Annotated in this window: 21 protein-coding genes; all 21 read right to left on the bottom strand. The window is 46.7% G+C overall.

Annotation, left to right across the window (positions count from 1 at the left end; genetic code table 11):
- Position 1: 1 nt before the first annotated feature.
- Positions 2 to 685 carry a hypothetical protein gene (locus GFB47_RS13105; protein ID WP_153448490.1) on the bottom strand — a complete coding sequence of 228 codons (684 nt, stop codon included), beginning with the start codon at positions 683 to 685 and terminating at the stop codon, positions 2 to 4.
- A complete protein-coding gene (locus tag GFB47_RS13100; protein ID WP_153448489.1) occupies positions 682 to 1,473 on the bottom strand; it encodes a hypothetical protein in 792 nt (263 codons plus the stop codon). The genes GFB47_RS13105 and GFB47_RS13100 overlap by 4 nt, the downstream gene beginning before the upstream one ends.
- Positions 1,473 to 2,069 (bottom strand): YmfQ family protein, encoded by a 597-nt coding sequence (locus GFB47_RS13095; protein WP_153448488.1) that lies wholly within the window; start codon positions 2,067 to 2,069, stop codon positions 1,473 to 1,475. The genes GFB47_RS13100 and GFB47_RS13095 overlap by 1 nt, the downstream gene beginning before the upstream one ends.
- Positions 2,054 to 3,121 carry a baseplate J/gp47 family protein gene (locus tag GFB47_RS13090; protein ID WP_153448487.1) on the bottom strand — a complete coding sequence of 356 codons (1,068 nt, stop codon included), beginning with the start codon at positions 3,119 to 3,121 and terminating at the stop codon, positions 2,054 to 2,056. Before GFB47_RS13090 ends, GFB47_RS13095 begins: the two co-directional genes overlap by 16 nt.
- A complete protein-coding gene (locus GFB47_RS13085) occupies positions 3,111 to 3,569 on the bottom strand; it encodes a phage GP46 family protein (protein WP_153448486.1) in 459 nt (152 codons plus the stop codon). Before GFB47_RS13085 ends, GFB47_RS13090 begins: the two co-directional genes overlap by 11 nt.
- An 8-nt stretch (positions 3,570 to 3,577) precedes the next feature.
- Positions 3,578 to 4,180, bottom strand: a complete 603-nt coding sequence (locus GFB47_RS13080) for a phage baseplate assembly protein V (RefSeq protein ID WP_153448485.1) — start codon at positions 4,178 to 4,180, stop codon at positions 3,578 to 3,580.
- A complete protein-coding gene (locus GFB47_RS13075; protein WP_153448484.1) occupies positions 4,174 to 5,244 on the bottom strand; it encodes a phage baseplate assembly protein in 1,071 nt (356 codons plus the stop codon). The genes GFB47_RS13080 and GFB47_RS13075 overlap by 7 nt, the downstream gene beginning before the upstream one ends.
- Entirely contained in the window at positions 5,237 to 6,568 is a 1,332-nt protein-coding gene (locus GFB47_RS13070) for a DNA circularization protein (RefSeq protein WP_153448483.1), read from the bottom strand. The genes GFB47_RS13075 and GFB47_RS13070 overlap by 8 nt, the downstream gene beginning before the upstream one ends.
- 21 nt (positions 6,569 to 6,589) lie before the next feature.
- Positions 6,590 to 8,341 (bottom strand): phage tail tape measure protein, encoded by a 1,752-nt coding sequence (locus tag GFB47_RS13065; RefSeq protein WP_153448482.1) that lies wholly within the window; start codon positions 8,339 to 8,341, stop codon positions 6,590 to 6,592.
- Positions 8,325 to 8,453, bottom strand: a complete 129-nt coding sequence (locus GFB47_RS16705) for a hypothetical protein (protein ID WP_267904254.1) — start codon at positions 8,451 to 8,453, stop codon at positions 8,325 to 8,327. Before GFB47_RS16705 ends, GFB47_RS13065 begins: the two co-directional genes overlap by 17 nt.
- A gap of 13 nt (positions 8,454 to 8,466) precedes the next feature.
- A complete protein-coding gene (locus GFB47_RS13060; protein ID WP_153448481.1) occupies positions 8,467 to 8,811 on the bottom strand; it encodes a phage tail assembly protein in 345 nt (114 codons plus the stop codon).
- Positions 8,811 to 9,161 carry a phage tail tube protein gene (locus tag GFB47_RS13055; protein WP_153448480.1) on the bottom strand — a complete coding sequence of 117 codons (351 nt, stop codon included), beginning with the start codon at positions 9,159 to 9,161 and terminating at the stop codon, positions 8,811 to 8,813. Before GFB47_RS13055 ends, GFB47_RS13060 begins: the two co-directional genes overlap by 1 nt.
- Positions 9,162 to 9,188: 27 nt before the next feature.
- Positions 9,189 to 10,667 (bottom strand): phage tail sheath subtilisin-like domain-containing protein, encoded by a 1,479-nt coding sequence (locus GFB47_RS13050; protein ID WP_153448479.1) that lies wholly within the window; start codon positions 10,665 to 10,667, stop codon positions 9,189 to 9,191.
- Positions 10,668 to 10,669: 2 nt separating this feature from the next.
- The gene (locus GFB47_RS13045) at positions 10,670 to 10,879 is read right to left on the bottom strand and encodes a DUF2635 domain-containing protein (protein WP_153448478.1); all 210 of its coding nucleotides are present in this window, start codon (positions 10,877 to 10,879) and stop codon (positions 10,670 to 10,672) included.
- Between the two features lie 35 nt (positions 10,880 to 10,914).
- Positions 10,915 to 11,517 (bottom strand): hypothetical protein, encoded by a 603-nt coding sequence (locus GFB47_RS13040; RefSeq protein ID WP_153448477.1) that lies wholly within the window; start codon positions 11,515 to 11,517, stop codon positions 10,915 to 10,917.
- 13 nt (positions 11,518 to 11,530) lie between these two features.
- Positions 11,531 to 12,073, bottom strand: a complete 543-nt coding sequence (locus tag GFB47_RS13035; RefSeq protein WP_153448476.1) for a phage virion morphogenesis protein — start codon at positions 12,071 to 12,073, stop codon at positions 11,531 to 11,533.
- Complete coding sequence (locus GFB47_RS13030; RefSeq protein ID WP_153448475.1) at positions 12,073 to 12,513, bottom strand: gp436 family protein; 441 nt, start codon at positions 12,511 to 12,513, stop codon at positions 12,073 to 12,075. Before GFB47_RS13030 ends, GFB47_RS13035 begins: the two co-directional genes overlap by 1 nt.
- A gap of 30 nt (positions 12,514 to 12,543) precedes the next feature.
- Positions 12,544 to 13,101 carry a hypothetical protein gene (locus GFB47_RS13025; protein WP_153448474.1) on the bottom strand — a complete coding sequence of 186 codons (558 nt, stop codon included), beginning with the start codon at positions 13,099 to 13,101 and terminating at the stop codon, positions 12,544 to 12,546.
- A 107-nt stretch (positions 13,102 to 13,208) separates the two neighbouring features.
- Positions 13,209 to 14,108: a Mu-like prophage major head subunit gpT family protein gene (locus GFB47_RS13020; RefSeq protein WP_153448473.1), complete on the bottom strand. Its 900-nt coding sequence runs from the start codon at positions 14,106 to 14,108 to the stop codon at positions 13,209 to 13,211.
- Complete coding sequence (locus GFB47_RS13015; protein WP_153448472.1) at positions 14,108 to 15,076, bottom strand: phage protease; 969 nt, start codon at positions 15,074 to 15,076, stop codon at positions 14,108 to 14,110. Before GFB47_RS13015 ends, GFB47_RS13020 begins: the two co-directional genes overlap by 1 nt.
- Positions 15,077 to 15,217: 141 nt before the next feature.
- Positions 15,218 to 15,901 (bottom strand): hypothetical protein, encoded by a 684-nt coding sequence (locus GFB47_RS13010; RefSeq protein WP_153448471.1) that lies wholly within the window; start codon positions 15,899 to 15,901, stop codon positions 15,218 to 15,220.
- Positions 15,902 to 16,018 lie beyond the last annotated feature (117 nt).

Here is a 16,018-nt window from a genome sequence, read left to right as displayed (position 1 = left end):
TCTAATACTCAGGACTAAACGGTTCGAGTTTGTCGGTTGCATCCCATTGCGCGAACTGATCCCAAATATCACGCTTGCGAGCAATGAATACACGCAAGACTTCACGCAATTCTGCTAGTGAAGTATCGCGCCAAGTATTATCCGCAAGTCGGAATTGAGTAGTGTCAGTTTCTTGGGCGTTAATGGTTTCTGCATCGTTGATCACACGCCGAATGTCTGCTGCATCAGATACAACATCCCATTGAGCACTTAACGCGTTCAAGTCTGAGCTGATTGCAGTGTCACGAATCACTTTGCCGTTACTGGCGTTATACTCTGCAACGGCTTCATCATCTTGCACCCATTGTTCACCTTCCCATTTTTGAAATGGCTTTGGTTCAAGTAAGGTGTATTCGTCATCAAATAGGGTTTTATCTTCAAACTCTTTCGGCTGCTTTGTTTGCTTGTTGTATGCTGTGACTTTGACGAAACGTTCTTTTGCTTGCCAAGTACCGTCATTGTAATCACGAGGTACGTTGCCATTGTTGTCTAAAAATGCGTGGTATTCATTTTCTTCAAGCTCGGCAACAGGAAAGTCTGGTGTGTGATACGGTGGGATCATGAACTCTTTCGATTTGATGTTTTTTACAGCATCAACCGTGCGTAGATATTCACCGGTTTCAAAATGATATTGTGCTAGTTTCATGCTGCATGTTCTCCGTGAATAATCCAGACATCAGAAAAGTTAGTGTTTGGGCGGGTGTAGTCACCCGTTCGGGCGATACGAGAAGCGTCAATTGAAAATGATCTATATCTAGTATTACCAGAACTAGATTCAGTAAGTGATGGTGCTGTTGTTTGATCAACCCCAAAAATGATTCCAGATGTCGATGCAACAAACCCAAAGTTAGATCCACCACTAGCTATACTTGCAGAGCCAGTTATATTCTGAATCTGGTCTTCAACCGTGGTTCCTGCCGCACCATACATACCCGCTGCTGCTTCCCAAGGCATTAAGCCGTAGTTTGGCATAGTAAATGTCGTTGCACCGTCACCTGTTCCATAGTTTGCTGCGTAAGGGGTTGGATTGGCATCAATTAGGGCTTGGTCTACGGCTGTTGATTCTGCGATTACCCAAAGTTTTGGAAAGTCTGCGCGTAGCACTTCGGTGCCGTCAGCTTTTAGGGCTATTTGTGTGCGGTCGAAGCCGTGGATAGATTCGTGAAAGCGGAAGCCTGTTAGCACATCTAACATTGCAGCTTTACCACCTGCGGCAATCGCAAGCGCCAAATGATCAAACCTATCAGGATCAAACTCAACACCAGACGCACTGAGCGCATTCATGAACTCTTTAATATTGGCGTTAAACCAGTCTGCACCTGGGTAACTTGGTGCGCCGCTGTCGTTGGATTCAGAGAAGTAACCAGGCGTACCAATTCGAGGTTTGGTGGCTGGCGCTTCCGTGACTTGTGAGCTGTTATTTAACGGATGCATTAAACGCTCTCCTCATCATAGTAATAAACGTATTCATAGTATTTTCCGCCTAGCTTGATGGTGTTTAACGTACACTCAAGAATCGCAGCGGTTTGTAATACCAACGGGGTTAAACAGTTATCTAAACAGGTGGCATACGCTTGGGTGATGCCATAAACATTAATGCGAAGAACGTGACGATAACGCTCTTCATAAAGTGGATATGTACAACCACGTAAGCAGTGGTGAGGGAAGATTTCTTGTACCTCGATATCAAAGCCCAAATCTGCGGCGAGCTTTTCAATGTTCCATGCCTGTAAACCGCCTTTACGGTGGTACTTCTCAACAACAGCCGCACGGCGTGATTCAAAGCCTTGGTTACTCACATTACACTCGGGTAAGCCTAAATAGGTTTCCCATTCGGGTAGTGTTTGAAAGCACGTTTCAGGGCGCATTTCATCAAGCAGTAAGTCAGCATTCGTTTCTGCTGCTTCAAGGCGTGGTGCATAGCCTGCAACATACTTATATAGCGTGCTGTTTGGCTCGTAGTTCCAAATCAAACCACGAGGCATTTGCAGAACAAGCGAGCTTGTCCACTCGGCTACGCTATGGCCCATGTGATCACCCCTAAATCATGTAACTGGTTTGCGGCAGCTGGCACATCAGCATTGAGATCAAGCGTATAATCCGTCACACCTTCAGTACCACCTATAGCCGTACGAACGGCGCTAAGTAGCAGGGTTTGACCAGGTGATAGCGTTTTGAAGTAAGAATCCAAACTGGTCTGAACCGATTTACGAAGCTCGGAAGAGTCAGGTGTTAAGCCAATCCCCAAGTCAGTTGTTAACAATTGAAGATTGATATTGATAGGTTCTACGCCCGCAGGACGCCCAACATCTGCACCCGTTGCAGGGTCAGAATGTCGATAAATATAAGCATCCATAGTGGCAATGTCAGAGCTATTCGGAATGATGTCTTCACGGCCATCAAACACAAACGCATAACCAACAGTTGAGCCTCCTTGGTAGCGGTCATACGCCCAAGCGCGAGTCACGCCAGCCACTTCACGGCACCAGCCAACATAGTCATGCACAGCGCCGCCCATTGGAGGGTTGCGCTTACGGAATAACAAACGCTCAAGCACCTCGTTTACAGGCTCTAAATCTGCACCGCCAGAAATTTCGCCCGTTGTGCCGTTTGGTTGAATGCCTGGCACAGTAGAAACTAAAGTTAAGGCTTCACCGTCATCTATATTACCGTCTGCGCCTGGCTCGTTGGCCTCAACTGTTACCAGCACTTCACCATCAATAGGCGCATTAGAAAGCACCACTGTATATAAGCGGCCATCGCTGTGGATTAATTGCGTATCCAGTGGCACAGGCACATCACCAATTAACGTGACAGGCCCAGTTGCTGCCGTGGCAAGCTTCTGGATCACGCCTTCAGTTCGTGCGGTATCAATAATGGTTTGGTCTTCAGATTCAGAAGTAGGAATAATTTGGCGAACAATCCAAGACTGGTAATCGTACACATCACGCAACGAACCACTGACGGCACTATTCAGTGCAAGCTCAATACCAAACTTAGGCAACACCTGATCAAGTGATGCCTCAATATCAAGCTTGCCAGTCTCAATCAGTTGGCGAAGAGTAGGAACGTTAAACGGCATAGATAAACTCCTGAGTAGCAGACCAAGCACGAGACACAGTTAAGGTTATTTCCTTGCCGTCAGGCTTTGAAATCACAATGGTTAACGCAAGGGTTTGAAAGCGAGGAATAGAACCCGTCACAGAGACTTTGCGAGCCATGCAGCCATTGCCATCATCGACCAGCATCCACGCCAGTGCATCTTCGGCATATTTCACCGCACGGTTACGCACATCAGTGGTCAGTTTTTCACGGTAGAGTAGCCAGAGCTTAGAACCCCAAGGTTTATCTGAAAAAGTATCACCCGGCCAACCACGTAAGTCTGTTGTGCCATCCGGAATAATGTCAGAGGAATTAGCACGAGCATCGGTAAACAAAGAAATCAGCACAAGGTTTGATATCGTGCTGTCCACATCACCTTCAATGATAACGTTGGATAACTGAACCATACCTTGTGCGATGTTCATCATAAAAACCTTTAGCCAATAGGCGGTGTCGTGTTCGTGCTTCCTGCTTTGTGATAGTGACCAAGATATGAAAAACCGCCAGCCGTTAAGTCGCTACCGCTAACCACACTGGCTGACGTAATACCGCCAGAGGCAAATATGCCTAAGTCTGTCGAGATACCACCCGTCACATGCAAGGGGCCTTGAATTAATGTTTCTGGTGAGATGATAGTGAAAGAATCGGCAGCGTTATAAATCACCTCAGTTGCTGTGATGATTAGCTTGCCGTCTTTGGTGAGGCGGATGTTGTGACCGTCTTGATGGTATAAAAAAACATCGCCACTTTCACCTGTTGGGCGACAATTTTTATCTTCCACAGCCACTGCAACCAAGTTGGCTAAGTCACCGCCCAGCGCAACCAAGACCGCTTCTGAATTCTTTGGTGGGTTTGAACTCATGCCATAATTTTGAAAACGCTCAATGTTATCGGCAGACTCATCCGCATGTATTTGCACCTGGATGTTTTGACGTTGTAAATCCTCGATAACACCTGTCACCAACGCACGGCCAATACTGCCCATGATCTTGCGACGAATCGGGGCAAGCAGTTTTTGAATATAGCGCTCTGTTACCATTTTGCAGCCACCTTTGTTTTCTTCTCGATTTGTGCTGGTATCTCCATTGCATCCGGTGGAACGACGCTAATCACAGCCAAGCGACCAGAGTCATCTTCGCTAAACATCACCGTTTTAATGAGCAGCTCTTTATCAATGCCGAAGATAGGATCTTGAACTGAAATCAATTGGTTAAAGTTCCACAACTTACCCGTGTCAGGAATACGCCAGCCTGTGACCGTGTACTCTGCACTGTTCGAGCGTGCAATGCTGCGCTGGCGTTCCCATTGACCACGCTTGCTTGCACCATCGGCGGTCGCAATTTCTTCATTGATAATAATCATCGGACGATAACGAGTAATTTCACTATCAGTCACTTCTGCTTTTATGCCTCCAACAGAGGACAATCCAGCACCATCCCACTTTTCACCAAAACTCGGGCCAGTGGATTTCACCGTGAACTGACTAAAGCGATCACGCCAAGAAAAACGCCCACGTGCGGCAAGAATGTTCTGACCGAGAATCAAAGCGGTGCCTGATTTTTCTTTGCTAGTACAAGTGATCACCAAGTTACCAAACGTATCAGAAGTCAGTAGAACACCACGCTGTTTTGCCAAACGTGCAAGCAGCTCATGGGCGGTTTCACCTTGTTCGAGTTGCACACGTTGGAATGCTGCGCCCACATCCGTATTCACGATCACATCAATACCAAATGGCTTGCACACCGTTTTAGCAATTTGCGTTAACGTCTGGTTGTTAAACTGGCCGCTAGAATGCACCACAGAGCAGTCAACAAGGTCTGCGGTTTTATCGCGGCCACTGACCGAGATTTGCACTTGTTCATCGTCATAGCTAGGTATCCAGTCATCAATGTAACCAGTGATCACACGCTCACCACCAATTTCAACCATGCAAGCTTCACCTTGCTGAATAGGTGCACTCACGGCTTGGTATTGGTTGTCCATCCATTTCCAAGTCAAAGACAGTTCAAATGTACCCGCCATATTATCGAGTGCGCGAGTGACTTGAACCTTAGTCCAACCTTCATAAACCTTGCCATCTACTTTCAGCGTGATTTTATCCATTGCCATTCTCCCCGATAATCTCAACCGATTGAGAAGGCTTAATAAACGCAGGATGAGAAAGACCATTGCGGCGAATAATCGACTGGCGGTTTTCTGTATCTCCCGTCTGGCTCCAAGCCACGTAAGACACAGGCATGGTTTGATTCGGGGTATACACAGAAAGTTGGGGCAGCTGCTCTGCGCGAGCACGAGTGTCAGACAACACAGACTGGCGCAACGCACGCAAAGAACGCCAGAGTGATGAATCACCACGTTCGACAGCTTGCTCTGAAAACACCGCCAGTTCACTTGCCACACCATTTCCCATGGCTTTCAATTGAGGGCCAGTCAAAATGGCCGTACGTTCAGCGCCTGTTAACGAGGCAATCACATTGTCATCCGCTTCAGTATCCTGGTTAAAATCTGAAGCCCCCAACGCTGCCGCTTTAGAAATGGCCGCAGAGTTTAAAATCAGCTGTTTATACACTTCACTGTTTTGGGTAATCGCCGCTTTCTTTTCTGAGTTAGCCGTAAATGGCACAGAGCTGGCGACACCATCAGAGCTTGAAATACCACTACTCAAACCGCCTGTTACCGCCAATTCTGCGCGCATACCATCCCAACGGTTTTGCACTTGGGTATAAACATCAAGGGCGCGAATAGGGTCAGTAACAACAGACTTCACATCTTCTAATAAGCCCATTGTTTCAACCGCCAAGTCGCCAGGGTAAGCCAACAAGTTACCAATCGAGTCTTTTGTGCGAATCAAGCGGTTTGTCCATTCACGCAGCTCGCTTGGTAGTGAAGGTAAGTTTCGAGTGAACTCGTCTAAATCATCTAAAAACTGATCCACCATGCCGCCAATGCCTTCCACATTATCGACATCAAAATAACCCTCAAAGGCAGAGTTAGCAGCATCTTGAGATTGTTCGGCTTTATCTTGTAGGTCGCTGGCTGTGTCTGATTGAGCCGAAGGAAAAAGGTTTTCACCCACCTCAAACACTTCAAAGCTAATGCTCGCGGTTCGGTCTTTATTGATAAGTAGCTTATGGCTCACCTTACCAATTTGAACTTGTCGCACGCCAAACCAAGGGTGAATGAATTCGCCTGGTCCCAGCTGATTTAGCGCATCGAGAATATTTTGCAATTGGGTGACGTAATCATCGCCAAGAACGCGACCATTGATTTTTTCTGATTGCAGCACCTTGCCGTTGTCTTCCGCCCAGCCGCTTTCCTTTTTAGGGTAAGCATGAGGAATGGCGCGGCGGCCACTTTCACCATCCGCACCTTCAAGTAAGAATTCAACCCCACGAAAAGAGGCCGTTAAACGTTCTTCAAATGCCATTTAAAGCTCCTTTATGGTGGGTTAATTGATGCCTGAATCTGGGTTAACGGTTAAGCCAGGGAAGCTACCTGTGACTTTCTTAGTAATGCGATCATCACTGACACCAATATCGACTTTGATATTGCCGCCAATACCTAGCGGTTGTGGGGCCATCATCCAAGGTAAGGTGGCTGGCGTTGTGCCATCATTGGTTTGGTAGTTTTTGACGGCTTGAGTGACTGACTTTGATTCTTTATCGTCACTTGAAAATAGAGAGCCTAACGTGGTGTTTTGTGCCCATTTGCCAAATGCAGTATCACCAATTAAGGCATCCATTGTTGACTCGACAATAGGATATAGAATCGTAGCTGCAAGCGCTTTACCTGCGGCAGACTTCACTTTGCTTCCTTTGGTTCCTTTATTACTCCCACCGCCCAATGTGCCAGAATTATTCATACCACCCGCTGGCATGTTCACGACATAAACAGGGGTTGCACCTAAGTCTGCAAAACCTCCTTTGCCACCGACGCCACCCGAACCAGGTATGCCACCTTTACCGAATACACCTTTAACCGATGCGGCAATATCTAACCCTTTTTTCGCAACGACTAAACCGCCTAATGCCCACGCAGCAGCTTCGCCCCAATCTAGCCAGTTTTGAATGGTGTCATCATCAACACTATTAATGGCATCCGCCAAATCTTGGATCGGCTCAGCGAGTCGCATGTTAGCGAACTTTTCAAAAGAGTTATTTAGGGAGGTGAGCGCACTATCAAAAGTAGCCGCATTGGTGGCTGCTGCTTTCTGGGTTGCTCCTACATCAGTGGTATCAGAAACCATCTCTTTTAATAGCGCTTTGTTGTCTGAACTATAAAGAGACGCTAGACCTTGTAGTGATGTTTGGTCGAATACATCGCCCAATTTCAACGGATCATTTTTTGCTTTGTCTAAAATTTCTAGTAGCAACTCAGCAGGCTCTCGCAACTCTTTGGTGCCTTTCTTAAACACCTCAATGCCTTGCTGATCTAAAAATTCAACCTTCTTCTTGTCGGAAAAGGTCGCGAACACAGCTTGAATTGAGGTTAACGATTCATTGGCATTGCCTTTAGCTTTCGCAAACAACTGAACGAGCGCGCCCATTTGTTGAATAGCTTCTGGGCCTTTGCCTTGGTAAGTGGCAAAGAGCTGCTCAGAAATACCCGCAAGGTCTTTGACACTGACACTACCAATTGCAAACTGACCATACAGTTTGTCGATGGTATCCATCACGGCTTCAGACTCGGTAATACCTTTTTCTCTAAACTGGGCAAATAATGCGCCTGTTGATTGAGCATCTGCACCGAATGCCTGCATAAACAAGCCCATATTTTCTAGGTTATCTGTGACGAATTTCAGATCACCGGTTTTGCCAAGAAGCACATCGACACCAGACGCCAATTGTCCAGCATCGACGCGAATGTCTTTATTGTTTGAGATATCTTGAACCGATTGCTTTAACCCATCAACTTCATCAGCACTTAACTTAGCGTTAGTACCAATGCGCGTCATTTGGCTATCGAAAGCAGCGACATTGCGAACGGTTGCACCTGTCGCGAACGCGGTTGCCATACCGACATAACGATTGCCTAAACGATCAATACCACGACCAGCTGCCGCAGTAGTCGTTTTAACTAACGTCATGGCACGTTGGTTTTTCTGCGCAAACTGACTCATGGAGTTGCCATATTGCTTGGCTTTGTTGGCTAAGTTACCCGCTAGGTTAAGAACAATGTCAGTTTCAAGACGTTTGGCCATGGGTCATTTCTCGTATTTTGTGGTAAGTCCGAATCAAACGGCGTAGAGGCATTGAAGTGGTGGTACTGAGTGGCACTTTAGAAGCAATGGCGAGCTGTAAAGACTCGCCCATGTCAGCCAGTACCTTAAGATCGCCCCCGAGCTTCTAACTCCTTAATCAAAAGCTGATCTAACTCACTGGCTTTTTGTTGTAGCAAGTTGAAATCATCAGCATGCAGCTTACGTAGTTCCTTGATAGAAAGTGGGCCTTGTACACTGCCAATGAATTCAACTTGGCGCATCAGCAGCTCTAAGCCATACATCACATCTGAGGTATAGGCGACAGCCACACCGTTTTGCATCACAACTTTTTCAGCCGCTAGCTGCGCATCGATGTAGTCGCCACTGGATAGCTCACGCAATCCAACTTCAAGGTGGGTAGTTTCACCCGCCTTGTAGCCATGCGGTAATTCAAACGTCATGATCGCCATTACACACGCTCCACTTTTTCGCCTTCAAATGTGCCGGTGATTTCACCAGAGTCTGATAGCTGGAATGGGGCTTGCGGTGCACAGCCTGTCATCATGTAATCGATGCCGTTATCACCTTCCCATGTAAGGGTGGCCGCTTCCATTGCGTTAATGTCCATCACATCCACATCTTCAGCAGCCGCGATCGTTACCTGAATAGTCGGTGCGGTGTACTCCCGAGATTTACCCCAAACACGACCAGGGCCAATGTGAGAAGTATTGGTATATCCACCCGAATTCAGTGTTGAGCCTTTTTTCGTTTTTAGTTGGTTGCCATTGTTACGTACAACCACTTCACCAAGAATTCGCATTTGCGTTCTCCTTTTTATTAATCGAGGTTACAGCTTGTATTGCATCAATGCGGCAAATACACGCAACTGATTCACAAGGTCTGGTTTAAACACACAGTTCAAGCGGTTCACATCGCTGTCATCACGGTAAACGCTTAACGTTTCTTTGAAGCCATCGAAGTCTTCCACCAAACCATTTGGCACCCAATCGGTATCGGCCAGTTCCAAAATGGCATTGCGCATCAGCTTAGGCGTCACCACTGGCTGACCAGGGTTAAGTTTTGGTAGTACGTCATCACCGGCTAATTTGTGGCGTGGGTAACGGTTGGTCACCATCACTCGTAGCGAGTAACGCAAGTAGCCCAACGTGGCTGGCGTGGTAATGTCCAAGTAACTTGGGTCTGGGTCGCCATAAGTGTTGACGTTGTACATAGTGACTTCACGCTCAATGGCACATTCACCACCGGGGGTACGGGTATAAGTGGCAATACCATCATGCAGCAGTAAGTTGCGCTCGGTTTGGTCCCAGACACTTTCTTTGGCTGGCGGTAGAATGCCCGGCAACACTAACGTTTGCAGTGGGCGTGCAGGGTCAATACCCAATTGATATGCAGCGATACCACAGTAAGATGCGGCCCATTCCCATGGTGCATGTGGTGAGCTATTGGTACCCATACAGGTGAACAAGTAGTCATTACGGTCATCGCCATAAGAGCCCGTTTCCGCAAACGTGCCACGGAACGCGGTATAAGCAATACCTTCAATCATCTTGAGTGGGCCATAGCGAGATACCAATTCATCACGCAGCGCGTTCATGCTTTGGGTGTCATTAAATGGCATCGCAATATGGTTGTACCATTCGTCAGGAATAGCGGCGATCACTTCACTCATATCAGGAGTGCCAGCACCACCAGAAAACTCCGTGAACGCAATCGTCACACCAGTTGGTAACGTTTCGCCATCGTAATAGCTGTGGCGTAAATCAATGTCGTTACTGGTTTGGCCCGTCCATTTACAGGTTAATTCAACTACGGTGGTTTCAGCATCTTTCAATGCCGCTGTCACAGGTAATGAGGTATTTTCATTGACCGCATTGATAATGGCGGTGGTGATCGCACTCGCAGCATCACCTTCTTTAACGGTCACTTGAACCGACGTACCAGCAATCAGCAACCCAATCACCCCAGCCTTAGCTGTGCTGGCAGTAACGGTAATTTCACCTTTAGCAGCAGTACCACCAAAGTCCGCCACGTTCAGCGCATACACATCGGTGTAGCTGTTGGCTTTGCGTAGACGCTGCAACATGATAGAAAGCATCGAACCTTTGCCATACAGCGCATCAGCTTCACTTTCACTCGTACCGATGCGAGTGATCTTTAACGGAGTAGATAGCGCCGTTGGTAACTGCTGACCAATCACCAAAATCTTTTGCACCAAGGCTGGCGTACCAGAAAGTGCTTCTGAGTTATCGATATCGATAAACACTAACGGCGTATAAATATCGTTTGGAATGTTACCCAATGCCATGGTTATTCTCCTTTCTTAGCAGCAGCTTCTACAGCAGCGGCTTTCTTTGGTTTTGTGGTTGGGGTTGGCTCACTAGCAACAACGTCGCCATCGTTAATGCGACGCACCCAAAAAGCAGACTTTGTGACTTCTTCGCCTTGCTCGGCTAGGTACTTACCGTCAGGTTTACGCACCTTGACGTTCGCTTTATTTGGTTTCACATAGATCTTCATGGTGGTTTCCTTTCGGTTGTAATACGTGTTCGGGGTTAAGAGTCATCTTGTGGAAGCGTGACTTCACCTTCAATCGGTGGGCTACCGTCACCCACATCGCCTTCAAAACTAAAGGTGATAAAATCGTCTAATGAGGATGGATCGAGTGGTTCATCCATCGGCCACCATTGCGACCAGGTGACAGCCCAAATAGCGACACCTAATTGATCAATACTGCCGCTGTATAAGTTATCACTACGAACTGCCTCTACATTGCTACGTGCCGTAGGTAGTGCACCACGCTGCATAATGGCTTGTACTAATTGACCTGCAACCACTTCACAACGCTGGTCTTTGGCATAGCCGTATTGGTCAGTGGTGAACACATAGGCCACAAAATTAACCTTGCCAAATAAGCTGCCTGCGGTGTTCTCATACTCAGTGACACGTAAAGCTGTAATACGTACGCTGCCATCACGGTTACTTAGCCAGCGCTTTACATCTTCCGGTTTATCAAAACGGCCAATGTGACGCTCTACGGTTTGAATTTTGTCAATATCTCGTTCTGAACCTTCAAGCACAGGCTTTAAGTACTTAACAATTTCTTGCGTAGCCCACACCGTGGAACCTTGGATGTTAAATACATCAGGTCTACTCATTTCACTGTCTCCATCACGACATTAGCTCCTGCCAGAAGTCACCAAGGACTTGATAAATTTCGTTTTGGTTTTCACTGCTTAGCCCTAAAAACTCGCGCTGTGGGATGTCCATTTGGCGGCTAAAGCTACTTACCGATTGCCACACAGGGTGTTTAAGTGCTTTGCCAAAGGCTTGAGTAATTAGCCGATTGTGGGCCGATACTTGCACTGCACCCGAAAATCCATCTTGGTGTACGGCGGCATAGGCAAGCGGCGAGCCGATTCGTACTTGGTTCTTTTGTACGATGTACTGAATGGAATCGAGCAATCCGCCATCAGCTTGTAACAAGGACTGATTTCCATGGCGTGTTTTGGCGTAATCCGCTGACCAATCAGGCCAAGACACACCACTAGGGGATTCTTTTTCATCAGCAATTCGTCTGCGGGTCTGGCTCTCAACAACACTGCCGAGGGATTCAAGTAACTCAGACTTATGAGATGGATCCGCCAAGCGCTGAAGCAGCTCTTCATAGCGTCTCAGTTCCTCCGTTCCGGTGACTTGAACCGAGATACCCATTACAAGACGCCTCTAAGTTTGTTGCGGGTAAACAGGCGCTCGCCTTCTTGCACCAGTTCTACTTTGCCCACGCTGCCTTCGGTTGGGTTGTTGTCATCCAAGGTTGGCAAACCGAGCTCGCGCTTACCGTCAGCAATGTCACGCAGGGTTTGCAGCTGCATCTTGTAGCGTTCTTCCAACAAGTTGGTGGCTTGCTGGTCACGGTCGGCCAGCCAGTAGAAAGCAATGGTAATGGCAATCTTATTCAACATGCCTGGCACAGTCGGTAACGGAAGCTCAAAGCGACGCGCCAGAAAAGAATCGATCTCTTCATCGGCTTGCTCTAGGGCTTGGTTAATCCATGTGTCATTTAACTCGTTGGTATTGCGATCAATGGCAAAATTCCAAAGCATTTGCTCATCGCGATCCATTAAGTCTTGTTTTGTTGCGTAGATTGCCATCGGTTTTCCTTAGCTCTTGTCTGTTAATGGCTAGTCTTGAATGTCGATTACATCTTTAAGTTCGACAGTCTCCACCACTAAGCGAGGCTCATCGTGGACGCGCTTTGCCTTTTCAGTAGACATGAACACCACAAACTCAGGTGGGAAGTCTTTAACATCCACTGCCGCAGGCTGACCTTGCGGTTCTCCATCCACCACAAGCACCAATGTTTCTTGTAAGCGGTGAAATTTAACGCCACTGCGCCAAAAGCCAGCATCTGAGACAGAGCGAACTTTAAGGGCACCAAGCACACCAATAGGATCACCATCAGTGCTGAGAAGTGGCTCATCATCTTTTGCTTGTTTCGAAACATCGTCTTGTTCCTTTTGTTGAATATCAGAATCTGCCTTCAACGCTTCCTGTTCGGCTTGCGCTTGATCAGCGGGCTGAGCTTGTTCCACTGGTTGCTCAGTAGTTCCAGTGGTAGATTGCTCGGGGCTGTTGGCATTCGCTGTCTGCTCATCAGCTTTTGCAGCTGCTTCTTTAGCCTTCGCTGCTGCCGTCTGTTTCGCAGTTGATGTACCTGTTTTTTTAGCGGTTCCACTCACGGTGAACTCCTTTTAAATCGAGGTTAAAGTGGCTTTAAACGTGGCGGTAACTGAATACCGCCAGCCCGTTATCAGTTTGCACCTGATAGGCGTTTACGTTTTAAGAACTAAGCCGTGATGTAAGGGCTCACAACAATCTCTACATCGTTGTAGTAGATGTTGGAGTCACCACCTTCTACCAACATGCGAGCCAATAGTTTTTTCGCTGCCGATTCGTTTTTCGGACCAACCACAATCTTGGTTGCGCGAGTACCAATTGGTGTGCCATCGGCTTTCTTCATGGTGCCTAATAGCTCTTTGGCTGCGGCATAAGTGTCTTCATCCAACACGCCTTTAGAACCAATCGCCAACTGAGGGAATGAGAAGCCCACGTTACAACGGCCATCTACACCAGCGGCGTATTTGTTATTGAACCAGGTATATTCTTCATTTGGCTGCATGTTCTTAAACACGAACGGACGACGCTCTTGGTACACGATAGGCTTCAGCACCTTGGTATCATCAATCAAGAACCACGGTTCGCCAGTGTCTGTGGTTGGGTCACCAATCACATTCGAGAACGTCGTTGCTGGATCTGATTCAATTGGGTGGTCGGTATCAAAGTAGTTCTGGCCGTCATAACAAAGTGTTGTGAAACCAGCGACTAATAAGCCGTAAGACAATTCATCAGGGAAGATGGCAACTTGATCACCATAGTTCTGCGCAATAACCGAGTAGTGACCGATTTGGTCATCATCGACATCTTCACGAGAAACAGAGATCGAGCTTTCCCACGTTTTGTTTTCAACCGAATAACCGTGACGGCCCATGTCAGCCAGTTGACGATCACCAACCCATTCTTTAATGCCAGGTAAGTCTTTTAGCCAACCGTAAAAGTTTGCCGCACCCGAGCTAGGTACTTTCGTCGCTACCATCTGCCATTGCGGGTTTGCTGCTTGTAAGCCGCGGGTAAACGCCGCAGACATATTGACTTGAAGAGCTTCAAGTACTTGTGCTTCAGTCGCCATTATTTCGCTCCTTTATTCGTTTCAGCTTTAGCCGCTAGGTACTCTTCTTCAGAGACGCCCATCTTGCGACACATCGCCAGTTCAACATCATCCAGCTTGCTGTTTGTTGCTACTGCTGGCTTTTTCTTTTCTTTGCTATCCACCACTACAGGGGCGGCTTCAACAAAAGACTTAAACTGATCCACGCCACCTTCGGCACGACACAAAGACAAATACATATCCTTATTAGCTGGGGCAACTTTGCCAGCTTCAATGGCATCATCGACAAGTGCTTCAAGCTCTTTATCATGAATAGCAGCCAGTTGGGCTTCTGCCTTCGATACACTGTTTAGCGCAATTTCGTAGGTTTCTTTTGGTACGAACTTGTTTAAGTCCACGGTCTGAGCACGGTTTAGGGCGACATCTTTCTCTTGTTTAAGAGAGTTGATAGCCACTTCGGCTTGTTCTGGTGTTGCATCTTCGGCAAGGCCAAGCGCATCCAAAACGATTTTTGGCAACGGCATATTGGCGTTCTCCATTCGTTGGTTTAATGCAGGAACATCAAGGTTGGGGTCATTGGTTAAAGCCGCACTCACAAGCGCCAGCACTTGGCCGCTCTTGTCGTACGTAAAGGAAGGCGAGTAGAAAGCGTATTTCTTCTCATCAATCAGTTGTGCGCCATCATCATTCCACTCGATAAAGCCCCAGATTTCACCGTTACGGTTTTCGGCTTTGGTAATCCAACCGTACGCCGGAGCAGGTTCACCTTTCGGGGCTTTGATATGGGTTGAGTGTTCAATATCGAATGGGCGCTTTTGCGTAAAGCGGGCAATGACTTGCTCTGGGTTGTTGTTTGTCCAGGAACGGCTATCGACACCTGCAAATGTGCCAGCAGGGATCATCGGTAGCCAAATGCCTTGTTCCGTTGCATTTTCTGCAACCGAGGTAGGCTGTAAGGAAAAACATAATGCAGTTAATGCTTGGTTCATTACTCACTCCAAAATTGAAGATCACATAACAACCTCCTTGGGTTCGGGTTGGTATGAAACATCTTGTGTGAAGTAAGCATGCAAAAAAAAAGCAACCGACGCGGATTAACGTTGGTTGCTTTAGTTTGGGATGATTTAGGATTAGCCTTCGAGTTTTTTCACACGTTCCCACTCTGTCTTTAAAATAACTTTTGCATATGCCTTGGTTTCATTAAGAAGTTGTACATAGTCCTTGTTCATATCATCAACTCCTTGTGATAAAGAATCAATATCTGGCTCTTTTTCAATATATTCTCGTATATCTGAAAGTTGCTTTATTATTTTATTTAATGAATATATTAATTCATTATCAAGATTTAAATCCTTTATGGATACTTTCACTTTTACTGCTTGATCATTTACTTCAGGGTTTAAAAGTAGCTCAATACGCACCCTTGTATTAATCAATTCATTGCTTAGTACTACAGCATTTAAAATTATACCGTTTTCCCTTTTTTGAGGAGGCAAATGATAAGCCATATGGTAGGTACCTATAATATAAGTATGATATTCTCCTGAAGCTGATAAAAATCCAGATACTTCATTACGTAATGTAGCAATCCATTCTCGTCTACTCTGCGCAATAAACTGCCTACGTTTTAAATCTTGCTCTGCTTCCATCTGCTGTTTCGTTTGCTCAGCTAACTTTTTAGCTTGATGAACTTGAAACCAAGCAGCTAATACAACAATAATCACGGTGACGACCATGCTACCAATAGCAATCCAATCCGTGGATGTAATAAGTGTTAGCTCTGGCACTTCCTTGACATAAACACTCGATAACATAACTCCGCCTTCAATCGTTCATTTTGTGAAAACGAAATTCTACCGCTAACAAACACTTATAACCATGTTTAAACCCCGTTTAAATCGCCTCAGATTTGTTTAAACATTTTCATTAGT

Origin of the sequence: Vibrio algicola (genome assembly GCF_009601765.2) — a bacterium.
GTDB lineage: Bacteria > Pseudomonadota > Gammaproteobacteria > Enterobacterales > Vibrionaceae > Vibrio > Vibrio algicola.
Note: the sequence above shows the minus strand (reverse complement) of the source record. Positions and strands in the feature narration are given on the sequence as shown.

Bases quoted from the DNA above. Each gene is read 5' to 3' on its own strand.
- GFB47_RS13100 (WP_153448489.1), bottom strand. From the start codon at position 1,473: ATGCATCCGTTAAATAACAGCTCACAAGTCACGGAAGCGCCAGCCACC.
- GFB47_RS13045 (WP_153448478.1), bottom strand. From the start codon at position 10,879: ATGAAGATCTATGTGAAACCAAATAAAGCGAACGTCAAGGTGCGTAAA.
- GFB47_RS13055 (WP_153448480.1), bottom strand. From the start codon at position 9,161: ATGCGAATTCTTGGTGAAGTGGTTGTACGTAACAATGGCAACCAACTA.
- GFB47_RS13075 (WP_153448484.1), bottom strand. From the start codon at position 5,244: ATGGATAAAATCACGCTGAAAGTAGATGGCAAGGTTTATGAAGGTTGG.
- GFB47_RS13020 (WP_153448473.1), bottom strand. From the start codon at position 14,108: ATGGCGACTGAAGCACAAGTACTTGAAGCTCTTCAAGTCAATATGTCT.
- GFB47_RS13105 (WP_153448490.1), bottom strand. From the start codon at position 685: ATGAAACTAGCACAATATCATTTTGAAACCGGTGAATATCTACGCACG.
- GFB47_RS13050 (WP_153448479.1), bottom strand. From the start codon at position 10,667: ATGGCATTGGGTAACATTCCAAACGATATTTATACGCCGTTAGTGTTT.
- GFB47_RS13065 (WP_153448482.1), bottom strand. From the start codon at position 8,341: ATGGCCAAACGTCTTGAAACTGACATTGTTCTTAACCTAGCGGGTAAC.
- GFB47_RS13040 (WP_153448477.1), bottom strand. From the start codon at position 11,517: ATGAGTAGACCTGATGTATTTAACATCCAAGGTTCCACGGTGTGGGCT.
- GFB47_RS13080 (WP_153448485.1), bottom strand. From the start codon at position 4,180: ATGGTAACAGAGCGCTATATTCAAAAACTGCTTGCCCCGATTCGTCGC.
- GFB47_RS13010 (WP_153448471.1), bottom strand. From the start codon at position 15,901: ATGTTATCGAGTGTTTATGTCAAGGAAGTGCCAGAGCTAACACTTATT.
- GFB47_RS13035 (WP_153448476.1), bottom strand. From the start codon at position 12,073: ATGGGTATCTCGGTTCAAGTCACCGGAACGGAGGAACTGAGACGCTAT.
- GFB47_RS13095 (WP_153448488.1), bottom strand. From the start codon at position 2,069: ATGGGCCATAGCGTAGCCGAGTGGACAAGCTCGCTTGTTCTGCAAATG.
- GFB47_RS13030 (WP_153448475.1), bottom strand. From the start codon at position 12,513: ATGGCAATCTACGCAACAAAACAAGACTTAATGGATCGCGATGAGCAA.
- GFB47_RS16705 (WP_267904254.1), bottom strand. From the start codon at position 8,453: ATGGGCGAGTCTTTACAGCTCGCCATTGCTTCTAAAGTGCCACTCAGT.
- GFB47_RS13090 (WP_153448487.1), bottom strand. From the start codon at position 3,121: ATGCCGTTTAACGTTCCTACTCTTCGCCAACTGATTGAGACTGGCAAG.
- GFB47_RS13015 (WP_153448472.1), bottom strand. From the start codon at position 15,076: ATGAACCAAGCATTAACTGCATTATGTTTTTCCTTACAGCCTACCTCG.
- GFB47_RS13060 (WP_153448481.1), bottom strand. From the start codon at position 8,811: ATGGCGATCATGACGTTTGAATTACCGCATGGCTACAAGGCGGGTGAA.
- GFB47_RS13070 (WP_153448483.1), bottom strand. From the start codon at position 6,568: ATGGCATTTGAAGAACGTTTAACGGCCTCTTTTCGTGGGGTTGAATTC.
- GFB47_RS13085 (WP_153448486.1), bottom strand. From the start codon at position 3,569: ATGATGAACATCGCACAAGGTATGGTTCAGTTATCCAACGTTATCATT.